Origin of the sequence: Streptomyces sp. NPDC096048 (assembly GCF_044763415.1) — a bacterium.
In the GTDB taxonomy this organism is placed as follows: domain Bacteria; phylum Actinomycetota; class Actinomycetes; order Streptomycetales; family Streptomycetaceae; genus Streptomyces.
The window spans coordinates 156696-172964 of sequence record NZ_JBIWGG010000007.1 but is presented as its reverse complement, the minus strand read 5'-3'; the positions used below and the strand labels follow the sequence as shown (position 1 = coordinate 172964).

Sequence of the window (16269 nt, the reverse complement as noted above, 5' to 3'; positions counted from 1 at the left end):
GCACATCTGTGAGCTACGGCTCTCATTCCTTCAGCTGCGCCAGTGCCTCCATGGCGATCCGCTCGAAGATCTTCTCGTCCGCCGTGAAGTCGGAGTCGGGGATCGGCCAGTGGACCACGAGTTCGGTGAAGCCCAGATCGCGGTGCCGGCCCGCGAAGTCCACGAACGCGTTCACGGACTCCAGCGGCCGACTGCGGTCGGGTGTGAAGCCGGTGAGCAGGACCCTGTCCAGCTCACTCCCCTCGCGGCCGATCGCGGCGCAGGCGTCGGCCAGCTTGTCGCCCTGCTCCCGCAGTGCCCGGTCGGACTGCTCAGGGGTGCCGTTCTCGTACAGCTTCGGGTCGCCGGTGGTCACCCATGCCTGCCCGTACCGCGCGGCGAGCCGCAGCCCGCGGGGACCGGTCGCGGCGACCGCGAACGGCAGCCGGGGTCGCTGCACGCATCCCGGGATGTTGCGCGCCTCGTGCGCCGAGTAGAAGTCGCCCTCGTACGACACGGCGTCCTCGGTCAGCAGCCGGTCGAGCAGCGGGAGGAACTCGGCGAGCCGGTCGGCCCGCTCTCGGGGAGTCCACGGCTCCTGGCCGAGCGCCGTGGCGTCGAAGCCGGTGCCGCCCGCTCCTATGCCGAGCGTGACCCGGCCGCCGGAGATGTCGTCGAGGGAGATCAGCTCCTTTGCGAGCGTCACCGGGTGCCGGAAGTTCGGGGAGGTCACCAGGGTGCCCAGGCGAAGGCGCTCGGTGACGGCCGCGGCAGCGGTGAGCGTCGGCACGGCGCCGAACCACGGCCCGTCCCGGAAGCTCCGCCAGGACAGATGGTCGTAGGTGTACGCGGTGTGAAAACCGAGCTGCTCGGCACGTGTCCAGGCCGAACGGCCGCCCTCGTGCCAGCGGCGGTACGGGAGGATGACGGTGCTCAGACGCAGACTCATGTCTCCGAGCCTATGCGGCCGACCTCGGTTTCACGTGAAACAGCCCCGGCGTCACCGTACGCGACTGCTCAGCCACGGGGTGAGGAGGATCATCGGCACGAACTCCTTGTGCGCGCGGTCGCCCGGCAGCGGCACGATCAGGCGGTAGCCGGGCGGAAAGCGGCGCCCCTTGACGAACGCGAGACCGCCGAAGACGGAGCGTAGGAAGGCGGGCACGTCGCCGCGCGGGATGTCCGGGCACTCCACGTTCTCGACGGTGATCAGGGCGTCGCCCTCGGGAAAGAGCCGGACGCTCACCCGGGGCACTCCGCCGAACTCGACGAACGCCTCATGGGCGAGGGAGCCGTCGGCGTCGGTGGTCACTCCCACGCCCGCGGCGCTGCGGCGGGAGGTCTGGTCGGCGCCGATGTCGTCGGTGACCTCGATCTCCAGTGCGTACTCCGCTGCGATGGCGCGGAGAGCGGTGACGGCGGCTTGGGTGGTGGGCAACTGCTCCATGCCACCGATCATGTGGGATCAGTGCCGAGCGGGAAAGCGCACGTACCGCGGTGGCACGTTCTTCGTCAGCCAGACCCCGTTGGCGCTGACGTGGAAGCCATGGCCGTCGCGGTGCATGGCGGCGGCGTCCACCGACAGCACGACCGGCCGGCCGCGGCGGGCACCGACCCGGGTCGCGGTCTCGCGGTCCGGCGAGAGGTGCACGTCGTGCCGGTTCATCGGCCTCAGCCCCTCGGCGCGGATCGCTTCCAGGTGCCGGGCCACGGTCCCGTGGTAGAGGTACGGCGGCGGGGTCGCCTCGGGCAGTGCCAGGTCCACGTCGATGGTGTGACCCTGGCTGGCGCGGATGCGGGTGCCCTCGATCGCGAAGCGCCGCTTGTCGTTGGTGGCGACCACGTGGTCGAGTTCCTCGCGGGTGAAGCGGAAGCCGTGCGCCGCGGCTGCGGCGATCAGCGCGTCGATCTCGGCCCAGCCGGCCTCGTCGAGTGTGAGCCCGATTCTCTCCGGCTGGTGGCGCAGATGCTTCGACAAATACTTGGACACCTTCACGGTGCGCCTGTCGTCCATGTGTTCCTGTTGCATGGAATCAGCGTGCCGAGAGAGACACGCGTCACGCGATCGATTTTGCCGCCGAGGTTTGATCCACAGCCAAGTGTGGTTATCCACAGGGCCGTTGGGGCTGCCTGTGGAAACTACAGTGGCGGCTTCACACGTGCGAGGCGCCTCAACGCCCCGGGAACGAAACGGGACATGAGATGGGCGCCTCGTGCCTCCGGCGTCACCGGGACCACGGCCTTGTTGCGCACGACCGCCTCCAGGACGGCGGCGGCCACCTTTTCCGGCGAGTAGTTGCGCAGCCCGTACAACCGCGCCGTGCGCCGCTGCCGTCGCTTCTCCTCGTCGGCGTCGACGCCCGCGAAGTGCGCCGTGGAGGTGATGTTGGTGTTGACGAGGCCGGGGCAGACCGCCGTGACGCCGATCCCCTGCCCGGCCAGCTCGGCGCGCAGGCACTCGCTCAGCATCAGTACGGCCGCCTTGGAGGTGCCGTAGGCGGGCAGCGCCCTGGAGGGCTGGAACGCCGCCGCCGACGCGGTGTTGACGATGTGGCCGCCCTGCCCGCGTTCGGCCATGTGCCTGCCGAAGAGGCGGCAGCCGTGGATCACGCCCCACAGGTTGACGTCGAGGACCTTCTTCCAGTCCTCCGGCGTGGTGTCGAAGAAGGAGCCCGACATGCCGATCCCGGCGTTGTTCACCAGGATGTCCACCACGCCGTACTCGGCGGCGACCTTCTCCGCGAGCTTCTCCATGGCCTGCTCGTCGGAGACGTCGACGGTCTCCGCCCAGGCCGCCCGCGCACCGATCAGCCGGGACAGCTCCGCGGTGCGGGCGGCGGCCTCGGCGTCCCGGTCGACGGCCACCACGCGTGCGCCGGCCTCGGCGAACGCGAACGCCGTGGCCCGCCCGATGCCGTTGCCCGCGCCGGTGACCAGGACCAGCTGCCCGCCGAAGCGGTCGGCGTGCTTCCCGCTCGCCGCGACCTCGGGCCGTCCGCTGTCGACGGCGGTGACGAACTCCGTGATCCAGTCCGCCAGCCGGTCCGGACGGGTGCGCGGCACCCAGTGCTTCGCGGGCAGCGTACGGCGGGTCAGCCGTGGTGCCCACAGCTCCAGTTCGTCGTAGAGCCGCTCCGAAAGGAACGCGTCGCCGAGGGGCGTGACGAGCTGCACGGGCGCGTGCGCGTAGGCGTCGTCGCGCGGGCGGCGCAGCCGGGGCCGGACGTTGTCCCGGTACAGCCACGCCCCGTGCGCCGCGTCCGAGGGCAGGGACGGGGTCGGGTAGTCGCCACCGGGTACCTTCTCGACGCGTCGCAGGATGCCCGGCCAGCGCTTGCCGAGGGGGCCGCGCCAGGCCAGTTCGGGCAGTACGGGCGTGTGCAGCAGGTAGACGTACCAGGACTTGGCGCCCTGGCCGAGGAGCTGCCCGATCCGGCGCGGGGTGGGACGCCTGAGACGTTTGTTGATCCAGTGCCCGAAGTGGTCGAGGGACGGCCCCGACATCGAGGTGAAGGAGGCGATGCGGCCCTCGGTGCGCCTGACCGTCACGAACTCCCAGGACTGCACCGAGCCCCAGTCGTGGCCCACGAGGTGCACGGGCCGGCCGGGACTGACGGCGTCCGCAACGGCCAGGAAGTCGTCCGTCAGCTTCTCCAGCGTGAACCCGCCGCGCAGCGGGCTCGGCGCGGTGGACCGGCCGTGGCCCCGGACGTCGTAGAGGACCACGTGGAAGCGGTCGGCGAGGCGGGCGGCGACCTCGGACCAGACCTCCTTGCTGTCCGGGTACCCGTGCACCAGGACGATCGTGGGCTGGTGCGGGCCGCCCAGTTCGGCCACGCACAGCTCGACCCCGCCCGTACGCACCCAGCGCTCCCGCGCACCGTCCAGCACCGTCATCGCTCCTCCGCCCAGCGCCGCACGTGCGGCAGATCGTCGTCCAGCCAGAAGGCGCTCTGCTCGGGATCCGTGGAGTCGGTGACGACCAGGATCTCCTCGAACTTCGCGCCCGTGCCCCGGAAACCGAGGTGGGGTTCGACCGCCCACAGCCCCGGCCGGGGCGGGTGGTCGGAGAAGCGGTACGGCGACCACAGCGGGGACCAGCCCTCGCGGTGGCCGTGCAGCGCGTCGCTCGCCAGACCTCTGAGCGACTGCGTGCCGAAGCCGAACAGGCGCGGGGACAGGCGCCGTTCCCGTACCCGGTCCACCTTGTGGGCGATCACGCCGAAGGGGTAGGCGCGGTGCCGGTTGGCGTAGCCCTGGCGGACCATGAGCCGGTCCACGTCCTCGTAGATCTCCCGCAGCGGGCGGCGTTCGCGAACCTCGCGCAGGATCAGCTCGCGGTGCGCCTCCAGGTCGGCCGTCAGCCGCCGCTGCACGGGATGGGGGCCGAGCGAGCCGGAGTAGCCGATGTCGGCGGTGAAACCCCTGTGCACCGGGGCCATGTCCAGGATGAAGGGCATGCCCGGCTCCAGCCGGCGCCCAGTCGGGAAGAACTGCAGCGGAACGCGGAAGTCCGTGAAGGCCGTGCGGTCGCCGAACCAGGCGAAGGGCAGGTGGAACCAGTCCCGGACGCCCCGCTCCCGCAGCCACTCGCGCTGCATGCGGGCCGCCTCCCGCTCGGTCACCCCCGGCTCCAGCCGGGCCGCCACGGCCTCGGCGCACTCATAGGCGAGGCGCTGCACCTCCCGGAATCCCCGCAGCTGCGTGCGGAACTCCGTGCCCGGTCCTGATGTCACTGCCGTCGTCATGCCACCCCGTCCCACGCGTCGGTCCGTCCACCCGCCCCACGAGCCGGGCGCGCTCCGTGCCGACCGACCGTGCTACTCGTCCGTAACGTGACGCCGCCGAATCTCCCAGTTGTTAGACCTGGCGTCAATAGTGCGGGTCAAAGGCGGGGCGAACGGCCCCGGAAGACCGCTCCGTAGCTCTCAGGCACGGCATCCCCTACGGGCCCGTACTACTCGAGTCTGACTCCAAGACGGCTCTCCGGTCTGACGACCGCAGTGGCGCGCGTCACTACTGTCGTGGATGTGACTGTGATCGCGACCGAAAGCCTGAGCAAGCGGTACCCCCGGGTGACCGCGCTCGACCGGCTCTCCGTGGACGTCGGACCCGGTGTGACCGGACTCGTCGGTGCCAACGGCGCCGGCAAGTCCACCCTGATCAAGATCCTGCTGGGTCTGTCTCCCGCCACCGAGGGCCGGGCCGAAGTGCTCGGACTCGATGTCGCCACCAAGGGCGCCGACATCCGCGAGCGAGTCGGCTACATGCCGGAACACGACTGCCTGCCGCCCGACGTCTCGGCCACCGAGTTCGTCGTCCACATGGCACGCATGTCCGGCCTGCCCCCCACCGCCGCGCGCGAACGCACGGCCGACACCCTGCGCCACGTCGGCCTGTACGAGGAGCGCTACCGGCCCATAGGCGGCTACTCGACCGGCATGAAGCAGCGCGTGAAGCTCGCGCAGGCCCTCGTCCACGACCCCCAGCTGGTCTTCCTCGACGAGCCCACCAACGGCCTCGACCCGGTCGGCCGCGACGAGATGCTCGGCCTCATCCGCCGCATCCACACCGACTTCGGCATCTCCGTCCTGGTCACCTCGCACCTGCTGGGCGAGCTGGAACGCACCTGCGACCACGTCGTCGTCGTGGACGGCGGCAAGCTGCTGCGCTCCAGCTCCACCACGGACTTCACCCAGACCACGACGACCCTCGCGATCGAGGTCACCGACACCGACGAGCACCCCGACGGCACCCGTGCGGTGCGCGACGCGCTCGACGCGCGCGGGGTGACCGTCCAGGACGGCAGCGGCCTGCCCGGCGCAGGCCACGTCCTGCTGCTCACCGCGGCGGGCGAAGAGACCTACGACCTGGTCAGAGACGTCATCGCCGACCTCGGCCTCGGCCTGGTGCGCATGGAGCAGCGCCGGCACCACATCGCGGAGGTCTTCCAGGACAGCGACGCAGAACGGAAGGAGGCGGTCGGCCATGGCAGCTGAACAGCCCACAGCCACGGTGCCGGGTGACCAGACCCGCATCCACAACATCGGCTACCGCAGCTACGACGGCCCCCGCCTCGGCCGCGCCTACGCCCGCCGCTCGCTGTACTCGCAGTCCCTGCGCGGCGCCTACGGCCTCGGCCGCTCGGCCAAGTCCAAGGTGCTGCCCATGCTGCTGTTCGTGGTGATGTGCCTGCCCGCGGCCATCATGGTCGCCGTCGCCGTCGCCACCAAGGCCAATGACCTGCCCCTGGACTACACGCGCTACGCGATCGTCCTCCAGGCCGTCATCAGCCTCTACGTCGCCTCGCAGGCCCCCCAGTCCGTCTCGCGCGACCTGCGCTTCAAGACCGTGCCGCTGTACTTCTCGCGGCCGATCGAGACCGCCGACTACGTCCGGGCCAAGTACGCGTCACTGGCCTCGGCCCTGTTCATCCTCACCGCCGCCCCCCTGCTCGTGCTCTATGTGGGCGCGCTGCTCGCCAAACTCGACTTCGCGGACCAGACCAAGGGGTTCGCACAGGGACTCGTCTCCGTGGCACTGCTCTCGCTGCTCTTCGCCGGCCTCGGCCTGGTGGTCGCGTCGGTCACCCCGCGCCGCGGTTTCGGCATCGCGGCCGTCATCGCGGTCCTGACCATCACCTACGGCGCGGTCTCCACCCTCCAGGCCATCGCGGACGTCCAGGGCAGCTCCGGGGCCGTCGCCTGGATCGGCCTGTTCTCGCCGATCACCCTCATCGACGGAGTGTCGTCGGCCTTCCTGGGCGCCACCTCGGCCTTCCCCGGCGGGGTCGGCCCGAGCGACGGCGAGGGCGCGGTCTACGTCCTCGTCACCCTGGGTCTGATCGCCGGCGCCTACGGCCTGCTGATGCGCCGCTACCAGAAGGTGGGACTGTGACCACGCTGAACATCGACCACGTCTCCCGCTGGTTCGGCAACGTGGTCGCCGTCAACGACATCACCATGACGATCGGCCCCGGCGTCACCGGCCTCCTCGGCCCCAACGGCGCGGGCAAGTCCACCCTCATCAACATGATGGGCGGCTTCCTCGCCCCCTCCACCGGCACCGTCACCCTCGACGGCCAGCCCGTCTGGCGCAACGAGGCCATCTACAAGCACATCGGCATCGTCCCCGAGCGCGAGGCGATGTACGACTTCCTCACCGGCCGTGAGTTCGTCCTCGCCAACGCCGAACTGCACGGTCTCGGCGCCAAGGCGGCCCAGGAAGCGCTCGCCACGGTCGACATGGAGTACGCGCAGGACCGGAAGATCGCCACGTACTCCAAGGGCATGCGGCAGCGCGTGAAGATGGCGAGCGCCCTCGTCCACAACCCCTCGCTGCTCCTGCTGGACGAGCCCTTCAACGGCATGGACCCGCGTCAGCGCATGCAGCTGATGGACCTGCTGCGCCGCATGGGCGACGAGGGCCGCACCGTGCTGTTCTCCTCGCACATCCTCGAAGAGGTCGAACAACTCGCCTGGCACATCGAGGTCATCGTCGCCGGACGGCACGCGGCCAGCGGCGACTTCCGCAAGATCCGCCGCCTGATGACCGACCGGCCGCACCGCTACCTGGTGCGCTCCAGCGACGACCGGGCCCTCGCGGCAGCGCTGATCGCCGACCCGTCGACGTCCGGCATCGAGGTCGACCTCGCCGAGGGCGCACTGCGCATCCAGGCCGTCGACTTCGGCCGGTTCACGGCCCTGCTGCCGAAGGTCGCCCGCGACCACGGCATCCGGCTGCTCACGGTCTCGCCGTCCGACGAGTCCCTCGAGTCCGTCTTCTCGTATCTCGTCGCGGCGTAGGAGGCCGAAGAATGTACGACCCCACAGTCGCCAGGCTCACCTATCGAGCCCTGCTCGGCCGCCGCCGGGCGTTCATCCTGGGCGCGCTGCCCCTGCTGCTGCTCGTCATCGCCGTGGCCGTGCGCGCGCTCGCGGGCGCCGACGATCAGACGGCGGCGGACGTGCTGGGCGGATTCGCCCTCGCCACCATGGTGCCGATCATCGGTGTCATCGCCGGAACCGGAGCCATCGGCCCCGAGATCGACGACGGCTCGGTGGTGTATCTGCTGTCCAAGCCCATCAAGCGGCCGACGATCATCTTCACCAAGCTGATCGTTGCCATCGCCGTGACGATGGTCTTCTCCGCCGTGCCGACCCTGCTCGCCGGTCTGATCCTCAACGGCAACGGCCAGCAGGTCGCCGTCGCCTACACCATCGCCGCGCTGGTCGCCTCCATCGCCTACGCCGCGCTGTTCCTGCTTCTGGGCACGGTGTCCCGGCACGCGGTGGTCTTCGGGCTCGTCTACGCCCTCGTGTGGGAGGCCCTGTTCGGTTCCCTGGTGCCCGGCGCCCGGACCCTGAGCGTCCAGCAGTGGTCGCTGGCGGTGGCCCAGAAGGTCGCCGACGGGAATCTGGTGACCTCCGACGTCGGCCTGCCGACCGCGACGGTTCTGCTGGCCGGCGTCACCGTGCTCGCGACCTGGTACGCGGGACAGAAGCTGCGGACGTTGAAGCTCGCCGGGGAGGAGTGACCGGGCGGCCCCGGTCCTGACGGGGCCTTCACCCCGGCCCGGGCACACTGGGCCGAGGAACGCACGCAGGAGACACGGGGGACGCAGGGCTGGGAGGGACCGGGATGGCGGGCCAGACACCTCGGCGGGACGGCCGCGGACAGCCGGAGGACGGTGCCGGCGACGCCGCCGGGCACGGCACCACGGACAGTGCCGGTGACGACACCTGGGACGGCCTCGTCCTGGACGAGGAGTTCGTGCGCGACGCCGACACCTCCGAGCCGTCGGCCCGCGCCCGGATGCTCGCCGCCCGCTGGCGCCGCGAGAAACCGGAGCCGCAACCGTGGCGCTCCGACGAGCCGCCCGCCGGATGGTTCTTCAGCAAGGCCCGCCGTCGCAGGTGGCGCCGACGATAAGGCGGCGTACATCCGCTTTTAATCGGTGGCGTCCGGCTTTCCGTACCGGCACTGTGGTGAACGCACGAGGCTGGACGGTGCCGGCGAATCGGGCGGCCGCTTCGAGCACGCGAGACGCCTCGCGTGGGCCGACCGACGGGGACGCCGGCGCCGTCCGGGCCGTGCGGCCGGCAGCCCCGGTCTCCGAGACCCGGGCTGTCGGTGGCCGGGGTCAGGCCGCCAGCCGCTCCAGTACCACCGCGATACCGTCCTCGTCGTTCGAGGACGTCACCTCGTCGGCCACCGCCTTGAGCTCCTCGTGGGCGTTGGCCATCGCCACACCACGGGCCGCCCAGCCGAACATCGGGACGTCGTTGGGCATGTCGCCGAACGCGATCGTGTCCGCGGCCTTCAGACCCAGTCGGCGCGCCGCCAGCGACAGCCCGGTGGCCTTGGACAGGCCGAGGGGGAGCAGCTCGACGACGCCCGCGCCCGCCATGGTCACCGTGACGAAGCCGCCCGCGGTGCGCCGGGCCGCCTCGGCCAGCTCGTCGTCCGACAGGGTCGGATGCTGGATGTAGATCTTGTTCAGCGGCGCCGACCACAGGTCCGAGGCGTCGGTGAACGGCACCGCCGGCAGGTCGCCCCCGACCGCGTAGCCCGGGCCGACCAGGACGTCTCCGTCCAGGCCGTCACGGCTCGCGGCCAGGTACAGCGGGCCGGTCTCCGCCTCGATCTTGGCAAGCGCCACCCCGGCCAGCTGACGGTCCAGCGTGACCGAGGTCAGCAGCCGGTGCTCCCCGGCGTGGTAGACCTGCGCGCCCTGGCCGCAGACGGCCAGCCCGTCGTACCCGAGGTCGTCGAGGATGTGCCGGGTCCACGGGACCGCGCGGCCGGTGACCACGATGTGGGCCGCGCCCGCCGCGGTGGCCGCGGAGAGCGCGTCACGGGTGCGCTGCGAGATAGTGTCGTCGCCGCGCAGCAGCGTGCCGTCGAGGTCGGTCGCGACCAGCCGGTACGGGAAGCTCGCGGCGGAGCCGGCGTCGGAGACCGTGGCGGACCGGGTGTCGGGGACCGTGGTGGAGCCGGTGTCAGTCACTTGGCCACCGGCTCCAGGACCTCCCGGCCGCCCAGGTACGGGCGCAGCACCTCGGGCACGCGCACCGAACCGTCGGCCTGCTGGTGGTTCTCCAGGATCGCCACGATCGTGCGCGGTACGGCGCACAGCGTGCCGTTGAGCGTTGCCAGCGGGCGCACCTTCTTGTCCTCGCGGACCCGGATCGACAGCCGGCGCGACTGGAACTCGGTGCAGTCCGAGGTCGAGGTCAGCTCGCGGTACTTGCCCTGGGTCGGGATCCACGCCTCGCAGTCGTACTTGCGCGCGGCCGAGGAACCCAGGTCGGCCGAGGCGACGTCGATGACCCGGAACGGCAGCTCCAGCGACGTCAGCCACTGCTTCTCCCACTCCAGCAGGCGCTGGTGCTCGGCCTGCGAGTCCTCGGGGAGGACGTAGGAGAACATCTCGACCTTGTCGAACTGGTGCACCCGGAAGATGCCCCGGGTGTCCTTGCCGTGCGAGCCGGCCTCGCGGCGGAAGCAGGGCGAGAAGCCGGCGTAGCGCAGCGGCAGGCGGTCGGCGTCGAGGATCTCGTCCATGTGGTACGCGGCGAGCGGTACCTCGGACGTGCCGACCAGGTACAGGTCGTCCTTGTCGAGGTGGTAGACGTCCTGGGCGGCCTGGCCGAGGAAGCCGGTGCCCGCCATGGACTGCGGGCGCACCAGCGCCGGGGTCAGCATCGGCGTGAACCCGGCCGCCGTGGCCTGCGCGATCGCCGCGTTGACCAGGGCGAGCTCCAGGAGCGCGCCGACGCCGGTCAGGAAGTAGAAGCGCGAGCCCGAGACCTTGGCGCCGCGCTCGACGTCGATGGCGCCGAGCAGCTGACCCAGCTGCAGGTGGTCCCTGGGCTCGAAGCCCTCGGCCGCGAAGTCGCGGTGGGTGCCGTGCGTCTCCAGCGTGACGAAGTCCTCCTCGCCGCCGACGGGCACGTCGGGGTGGACGAGGTTGCTGAGCCGCTGGAGCAGCTCCTGGGTCTCGGCGTCGGCGGTGTCGCGCTCGGCGTCGGCTGCCTTGACCTCGGTCTTCAGCTGCTCGGCGCGCTTGAGCAGCTCGGCCTTCTCGTCTCCGGAGGCCTTGCCGATGAGCTTGCCGAGGCCCTTCTGCTCGGCGCGCAGCTCGTCGAAGCGGACGCCGGACGACCTGCGCCGCTCGTCGGCAGACAGGAGGGAGTCGACGAGCGCGACATCCTCTCCACGGGCGCGCTGCGAGGCGCGCACACGGTCGGGGTCCTCACGGAGCAGGCGAAGGTCAATCACGCGGTCAAGGCTACCGGTGCGCGGTCACGGGTCTCGACTCACTATTGCCGAACGCGGGTCTCACGTTCCGCTATGCGGGAATTGCGGCATAAGTGCCTCTTGATCGCACGCGGTCTCACGTGATTCGCGCATGGTCCGCGCGCGTCAATGAAAGGCGCCCGCATTCCCCGGAACGAGGCGGCCGACGAGGGGCGGGTTGACCGGATTTCCTTGTGGAGAACGGGACTTGAGGCCTTCCGTGCGCTCGTCTGTCCACAGGAATCCCCCGTCGGGAAAAGTTATCCACAGGCTGTGTGCAAGATCTGTGGACTCACGGAGGTGATCATTCCCAATTCTCGAGGTGGGCCACCCAAACCCTCCACGCCCCCACTTTCGAGTGGAAACAGGGCACCCGGTGTCACTCCGGAGGATGGCGGGTGAGAAACAGGTGGACGAAGGGTGACCTGGACGCCTGTGGACGAAGTGGGGGCTGTAGGGGGATTTGTCGACTGAGTCCCACTTCGTTGTCGACTTGTCCCCAGGTCGAGAAGCGGACCTGTGGATAACTTGGAGCGCTCCTGTGGACAACGAAAATCAGCAGGTAGGACTGGCCGGTTCCGGCCGTCAGAAACGGCCGTCCTGGCAGCGCGCCACCCAGTCCGCCGCTGCCACGAAGTCCTCGTCGGAGGTGCCCCGCCGCAGCGCGTCCACGTCCGCCGGTTCGGCCTCCGCCCGCGGGTACGACCCGAGGTAGCGCACCTGGAGACAGGTCCGCTTCAGGCCCATCAGGGCATCGGCCACCCGGCGGTCGGAGATGTGCCCCTCGGCGTCGATGCAGAAGCAGTAGTTGCCGATGCCGGCACCGGTGGGCCGGGACTGCAGCAGCATCAGGTTGACGCCCCGGGTCGCGAACTCGCTCAGCAGGTCGCGCAGGCCGCCGGGGTGGTCGTCGCGCTGCCAGAGCACGACGGACGTCTTGTCCGCGCCGGTCGGTGCTGCGGGCCTGGCGGGCCGGCCGACCAGCACGAAGCGCGTCTGCGCGTTCTCCGCGTCGTGGATGTCGGCCTCCAGGACCTCCAGGCCGTAGCGGGCCGCGGCGAACTCGCCGGCGAACGCCGCGTCGTAACGGCCCTCCTGCACCAGGCGGGCGCCGTCGGCGTTGGAGGCGGCCGACTCCCAGGCCACGTCCGGGAGGTGCGCCTTGATCCAGTTGCGTACCTGGGGCTGGGCCGCCGGGTGGGCGGTGACCGTCTTGACGTCCGACAGCTTGGTGCCGGGGCGGACCAGCAGCGCGAAGGTGATGGACAGCAGCACCTCGCGGTAGATCATCAGCGGCTGGCCGGCGACCAGCTCGTCGAGGGTGGTGGTGATGCCACCCTCCACGGAGTTCTCGATCGGCACGAACGCGGCCTCGGCCTCGCCGGTGCGGACCGCGTCGAGCGCGGACTGGACGGACACGTACGGGACCAGCTCCCGGGTCGCCGTCTCCGGAAGTGTGCGCAGAGCGACTTCGGTGAAGGTGCCTTCGGGGCCGAGATACGCGTAACTGGCTGGCATGTCCTCACCCTAATAGGCCCGGGGAGACCGGGCCCACGTGTCCCGCACACCCCGCTCTCCGGGGTGGTTCCCGGCCGGTTTCACCCCTCCAGCAGCCGCTGTCCCACGTACTCTCCCTCCGCCGCCCCGCCCGGCACCGCGAACAGACCGCTCGCCTCGTGCCGGATGAACCGCGAGAGCGCGTCACCCCGGTCCAGCTTGCGCTGCACCGGCACGAAGCCGCGCAGCGGATCGGCCTGCCAGCAGATGAAGAGCAGTCCCGCGTCGGGGACGCCGTCCGCGTCGAAGCCGTCGTGGTACGAGAAGGGACGGCGGACCATGGCCGCGCCGCCGTTCTGGTCGGGACGGGTGATGCGGGCATGGGCATTGATCGGGACGACCAGGTTCCCGGCGTCGTCCGTCTTCTCCAGGTCCATCTCGGTCGTCTCGGTGCCCCCGGACAGAGGTGCCCCGTCGGACTTGCGGCGCCCGATGACGTCCTCCTGGGCCTGGACCGAGAGCTTCTCCCAGTCGTCGAGGATCATGCGGATGCGGCGTACGACGGCGTAGGAGCCGTTCGCCATCCAGGCCTGCTCGCTCTCCCCGGGCTGCCCGGGGACGAAGATCCGCTGGTCGAAGTCGGCGTCGGCGGGCTTCGGGTTGCGAGTGCCGTCGACCTGGCCCATGAGGTTGCGGGCGGTCATGGGGTGGGCGGTGGCGCCCGGCGAGCGGTTGAAGCCGTTCATCTGCCATCGGACCCGGGCGGCCGATCCGGCGTCCTGCTGGATCGCGCGCAGGGCGTGGAAGGCCACCAGGGCGTCGTCGGCGCCGATCTGCACCCACAGGTCGCCGTTGCTGCGGTTCTTGTCGAGGTGGTCGGAGGAGAAGTCGGGCAGCGGGTCGAGGGCTACCGGGCGCTGCTTGTCCAGGCCGGTCCTGCCGAAGAAGCTGTGCCCGAAACCGAAGGTGACGGTCAGCGAGGAGGGCCCCGCGTCCCGGGCCACGCCCGTGTCACGGGTACCGGCAGGCTCCCCCGCCATCAGCCGCCGCGCGGTGTCGGACCAGCGGCGCAGCAGTGCGGCGGCCTCCCTGCGGCCGGCGCCCGCCGCCAGGTCGAACGCGACGAGGTGCCCGCAGGCCTGCATCGGGGTGGTGATGCCGGGCTGATGTTTCCCGTGAAACATCACCTGCTCGTCGCCCAGCGAGGTGAGCGGTGTGGCCGCTGAGGAGGGCGCGGCGGCGTAACCCGCGGCGCCACCGGCCGCGCCGAGGACGAGCCCGGTGGCGCCGGCGGTGCCGAGCAGCCGCCGCCGTGAGACGCCCTGGCGCGTGGTGGTGTTCTCGGAGTCGAGCGGCCCGGGTTTGCCGGGCGCCCCGCGGGTCGCCTCGGGGGTACGGGTCTCCGGGATGGACTGGTCAGCCATGGTGCGGTTCAGCCGATCTGCGCGTTCTTGGAGACGGACACCTGGTCGATGTCGGAGGTCCGTACGGTCACGGCGACCTCCCAGTCGCCGGCCATCGGGATCTGCACTCCGCTCGCCGACCAGTGTCCGGTGGTGATGTGGTCGGGGACGACGGGGAGCGGCCCGATGTCCTTGGCCTCCTGGGTGAAGGCGACCTTCACCTCGGGGATGTCGAAGGCGTCGCCGTTCGGGCGCTCGACGTAGAGGTGCATGTCGTTGGCGCCCACCCGGGCGGGGTCGAGCTCGACCCGTACGACTCCCTTGCCGTTCTGGCCACCGGTGTCGAAGGGCATGTCCAGGGTGACCGCACCGGAGGAGGGGCCGGTCGTGGCGGCGGGGGACGAATTGGCTGCCTTGGCCTCCTCCTCGGTCCGGCCGGGCTCGGTCTGGGTCAGTACGGTGGTGACGGCGAGCAGCACGACGGCGATGCCCGCCTCGGCGAGCACGGAGCGGCGCAGACCGAAGCGGTGGGGGTCGGCGTCGCGTTGCCGCTTCTGCCGGGCGGCCTCCACGGCCGCGCGCTGCCGGGCGAGCTGGGCGGCACGCCGGGATTCGCCGGAGCCCTTCGACGCACCGGAGGAGCCCTGCCCGGGAGCCTTCGCTGTCCCGACTCCCTTCGTTGCCCCGACCCCCTTCGCCGCCCCGGACACCTTTTCGGCGGCTTTCGCCTTCTCGGCTGACCTCGCCTGGTCGCCGGCCTTCGCCTTCCCGGTGGGCCTCGCCTTCTCGGTCTTACGGCCGTCGGACGCCCCGGCCTGCTCCTTCTCCCGCTGACGGGCGATGGCCGGCGCCGCCTCCGCCAGCTGCGCCGTCCACCGGCGCGAGAGGTAGGCGATGCCGACCAGCACCGCCACGAGCCCGATCTTGACGAGGAGCAGCTGTCCGTACCGGGTGTCGGTGAAGGCCGTCCAGGAGCCGAGCTGGCGCCAGGACTGGTAGGTGCCGGTCACCACCAGCGCGATCACGCTGCCGAAGGCGAGCCGCGAGAACCGCCGTACGGCGGAGGCGGCGACGGGCGTGTCCGCGGGCGCCCGGTACAGGGCGACGAGCAGGGCGGTGAGCCCGCCGAGCCAGGCGGCGACGGCGAGCAGGTGGACGATGTCGACGGGCATGGCGATACCGGCCTGGAGGCCGACCGAGGCGTGCTCGGACATCGCCCAGGTCGCCGCGAGCCCGGCCGCCACCACGGCTCCGCCGACCGCGAGCCCGAAGGTGAGGTCCCGTTTCTCCTCGTCCTCCCGCTTGTCGTAGGCGCCGAAGAGTACGGCGACGAAGAGCGCGGCAGCCGCGAGCAGCAGCAGCCGGGAGACCAGCGCGGCGCCGGTCTTGGTCTGCAGCGCCTCGCCGAGCAGGTTCAGGTCGAAGACGTCACCGAGCTTCCCGGAGCCGGTGTAGGAGCCGCGCAGCAGGAGCAGCACGAGGGTGGCGGCGGTCAGCGCGAGCCATCCGGAGACGACGAGCCGCTGCACGGCCCGGACGCCGGACCCGCGCGGCCAGCAGGCGAGGACGAAGACGGCGCCGCCCACCAGCACGGTGAACCCGGCGTACGACACGTACCGTCCGAGGCCGTACAGCCAGCCGACGACCCCGCCGCCCGCCTCCGCGCCGTAGACGGAGACGGAGGTCTCGGACGGGGCGCCGATGGAGAAGGTGTAGGCGCCGGAGACGGGATGGCTGTCGGCGGAGACGACCTGGTAGGTCACCGTGTAGGTGCCGTCGGGCAGCCCCGCGTGCAATTTCACGGTGTACTGCGTGCCGCTCGTGCCGGACGGCCTGCCGTCGTCGACGCGCTCGCCCTGGGGGTCGAGGACGCGCAGCGAGTCGTCGTCCACGGAGACCGACTCGGAGAAGGTGAGCGACACCTGGGCCGGAGCCTTGTCGACCACCGTCCCCTGCCGGGGGTCGCTGCCGGTCAGCGCGGCGTGCGCGGAGGCCGGCCCGGCGCCGGCGAGCAGCGCGCAGGCCGCGGCCAGGAGCAGCAGCACCAGGGTCCGGACGCGCGGGGCGATGGTCTGCGTCAAGGTGGTCC

Annotated in this window: 15 protein-coding genes; 5 read left to right on the top strand and 10 right to left on the bottom strand. The window is 71.1% G+C overall.

Features of this window, described 5'->3' with window-relative positions:
* Positions 1–22 precede the first annotated feature (22 nt).
* The 5 genes from ACIQ6R_RS20770 to ACIQ6R_RS20750 form a co-directional block, all read right to left on the bottom strand.
* Positions 23–928, bottom strand: coding sequence for an LLM class flavin-dependent oxidoreductase (locus ACIQ6R_RS20770; protein WP_404172818.1), 906 nt, complete (start codon positions 926–928; stop codon positions 23–25).
* Positions 929–979: 51 nt separating this feature from the next.
* A complete protein-coding gene (locus ACIQ6R_RS20765) occupies positions 980–1438 on the bottom strand; it encodes a hypothetical protein (RefSeq protein WP_404222789.1) in 459 nt (152 codons plus the stop codon).
* Positions 1439–1444: 6 nt separating this feature from the next.
* Positions 1445–1993 (bottom strand): RNA 2'-phosphotransferase, encoded by a 549-nt coding sequence (locus tag ACIQ6R_RS20760; RefSeq protein ID WP_404223016.1) that lies wholly within the window; start codon positions 1991–1993, stop codon positions 1445–1447.
* Between the two features lie 125 nt (positions 1994–2118).
* Positions 2119–3876 (bottom strand): SDR family oxidoreductase, encoded by a 1758-nt coding sequence (locus ACIQ6R_RS20755; RefSeq protein ID WP_404222788.1) that lies wholly within the window; start codon positions 3874–3876, stop codon positions 2119–2121.
* Positions 3873–4727: a M24 family metallopeptidase gene (locus ACIQ6R_RS20750; protein WP_404222787.1), complete on the bottom strand. Its 855-nt coding sequence runs from the start codon at positions 4725–4727 to the stop codon at positions 3873–3875. Before ACIQ6R_RS20750 ends, ACIQ6R_RS20755 begins: the two co-directional genes overlap by 4 nt.
* A 288-nt stretch (positions 4728–5015) precedes the next feature.
* Here ACIQ6R_RS20750 and ACIQ6R_RS20745 point away from each other — a divergent pair, with 288 nt between their 5' ends.
* The 5 genes from ACIQ6R_RS20745 to ACIQ6R_RS20725 all read left to right on the top strand — a co-directional run bounded on the left by ACIQ6R_RS20745 (position 5016) and on the right by ACIQ6R_RS20725 (position 8910).
* Positions 5016–5978 (top strand): ABC transporter ATP-binding protein, encoded by a 963-nt coding sequence (locus tag ACIQ6R_RS20745; RefSeq protein ID WP_404173732.1) that lies wholly within the window; start codon positions 5016–5018, stop codon positions 5976–5978.
* The gene (locus tag ACIQ6R_RS20740) at positions 5968–6876 is read left to right on the top strand and encodes an ABC transporter permease (RefSeq protein WP_404222786.1); all 909 of its coding nucleotides are present in this window, start codon (positions 5968–5970) and stop codon (positions 6874–6876) included. Before ACIQ6R_RS20745 ends, ACIQ6R_RS20740 begins: the two co-directional genes overlap by 11 nt.
* Positions 6873–7784 (top strand): ABC transporter ATP-binding protein, encoded by a 912-nt coding sequence (locus ACIQ6R_RS20735; RefSeq protein ID WP_404172803.1) that lies wholly within the window; start codon positions 6873–6875, stop codon positions 7782–7784. Before ACIQ6R_RS20740 ends, ACIQ6R_RS20735 begins: the two co-directional genes overlap by 4 nt.
* 11 nt (positions 7785–7795) lie before the next feature.
* On the top strand, positions 7796–8515 hold the full coding sequence (locus ACIQ6R_RS20730; RefSeq protein ID WP_404172800.1) for an ABC transporter permease: 720 nt from the start codon (positions 7796–7798) through the stop codon (positions 8513–8515).
* A 104-nt stretch (positions 8516–8619) separates the two neighbouring features.
* Positions 8620–8910 carry a hypothetical protein gene (locus tag ACIQ6R_RS20725; protein ID WP_404222785.1) on the top strand — a complete coding sequence of 97 codons (291 nt, stop codon included), beginning with the start codon at positions 8620–8622 and terminating at the stop codon, positions 8908–8910.
* A gap of 211 nt (positions 8911–9121) precedes the next feature.
* Here the strand turns inward: ACIQ6R_RS20725 and ACIQ6R_RS20720 are convergent, their stop codons facing one another.
* The 5 genes from ACIQ6R_RS20720 to ACIQ6R_RS20700 all read right to left on the bottom strand — a co-directional run bounded on the left by ACIQ6R_RS20720 (position 9122) and on the right by ACIQ6R_RS20700 (position 16261).
* The gene (locus ACIQ6R_RS20720; protein ID WP_404172794.1) at positions 9122–9988 is read right to left on the bottom strand and encodes an HAD family hydrolase; all 867 of its coding nucleotides are present in this window, start codon (positions 9986–9988) and stop codon (positions 9122–9124) included.
* Entirely contained in the window at positions 9985–11262 is a 1278-nt protein-coding gene (serS, locus tag ACIQ6R_RS20715) for a serine--tRNA ligase (protein WP_404172791.1), read from the bottom strand. The genes ACIQ6R_RS20720 and serS overlap by 4 nt, the downstream gene beginning before the upstream one ends.
* 603 nt (positions 11263–11865) lie before the next feature.
* On the bottom strand, positions 11866–12798 hold the full coding sequence (pheA, locus tag ACIQ6R_RS20710) for a prephenate dehydratase (RefSeq protein ID WP_404172787.1): 933 nt from the start codon (positions 12796–12798) through the stop codon (positions 11866–11868).
* A gap of 80 nt (positions 12799–12878) precedes the next feature.
* Positions 12879–14201 (bottom strand): iron uptake transporter deferrochelatase/peroxidase subunit, encoded by a 1323-nt coding sequence (gene efeB / locus ACIQ6R_RS20705; RefSeq protein WP_404222784.1) that lies wholly within the window; start codon positions 14199–14201, stop codon positions 12879–12881.
* Positions 14202–14209: 8 nt separating this feature from the next.
* Entirely contained in the window at positions 14210–16261 is a 2052-nt protein-coding gene (locus ACIQ6R_RS20700) for a copper resistance protein CopC (RefSeq protein ID WP_404222783.1), read from the bottom strand.
* Positions 16262–16269 lie beyond the last annotated feature (8 nt).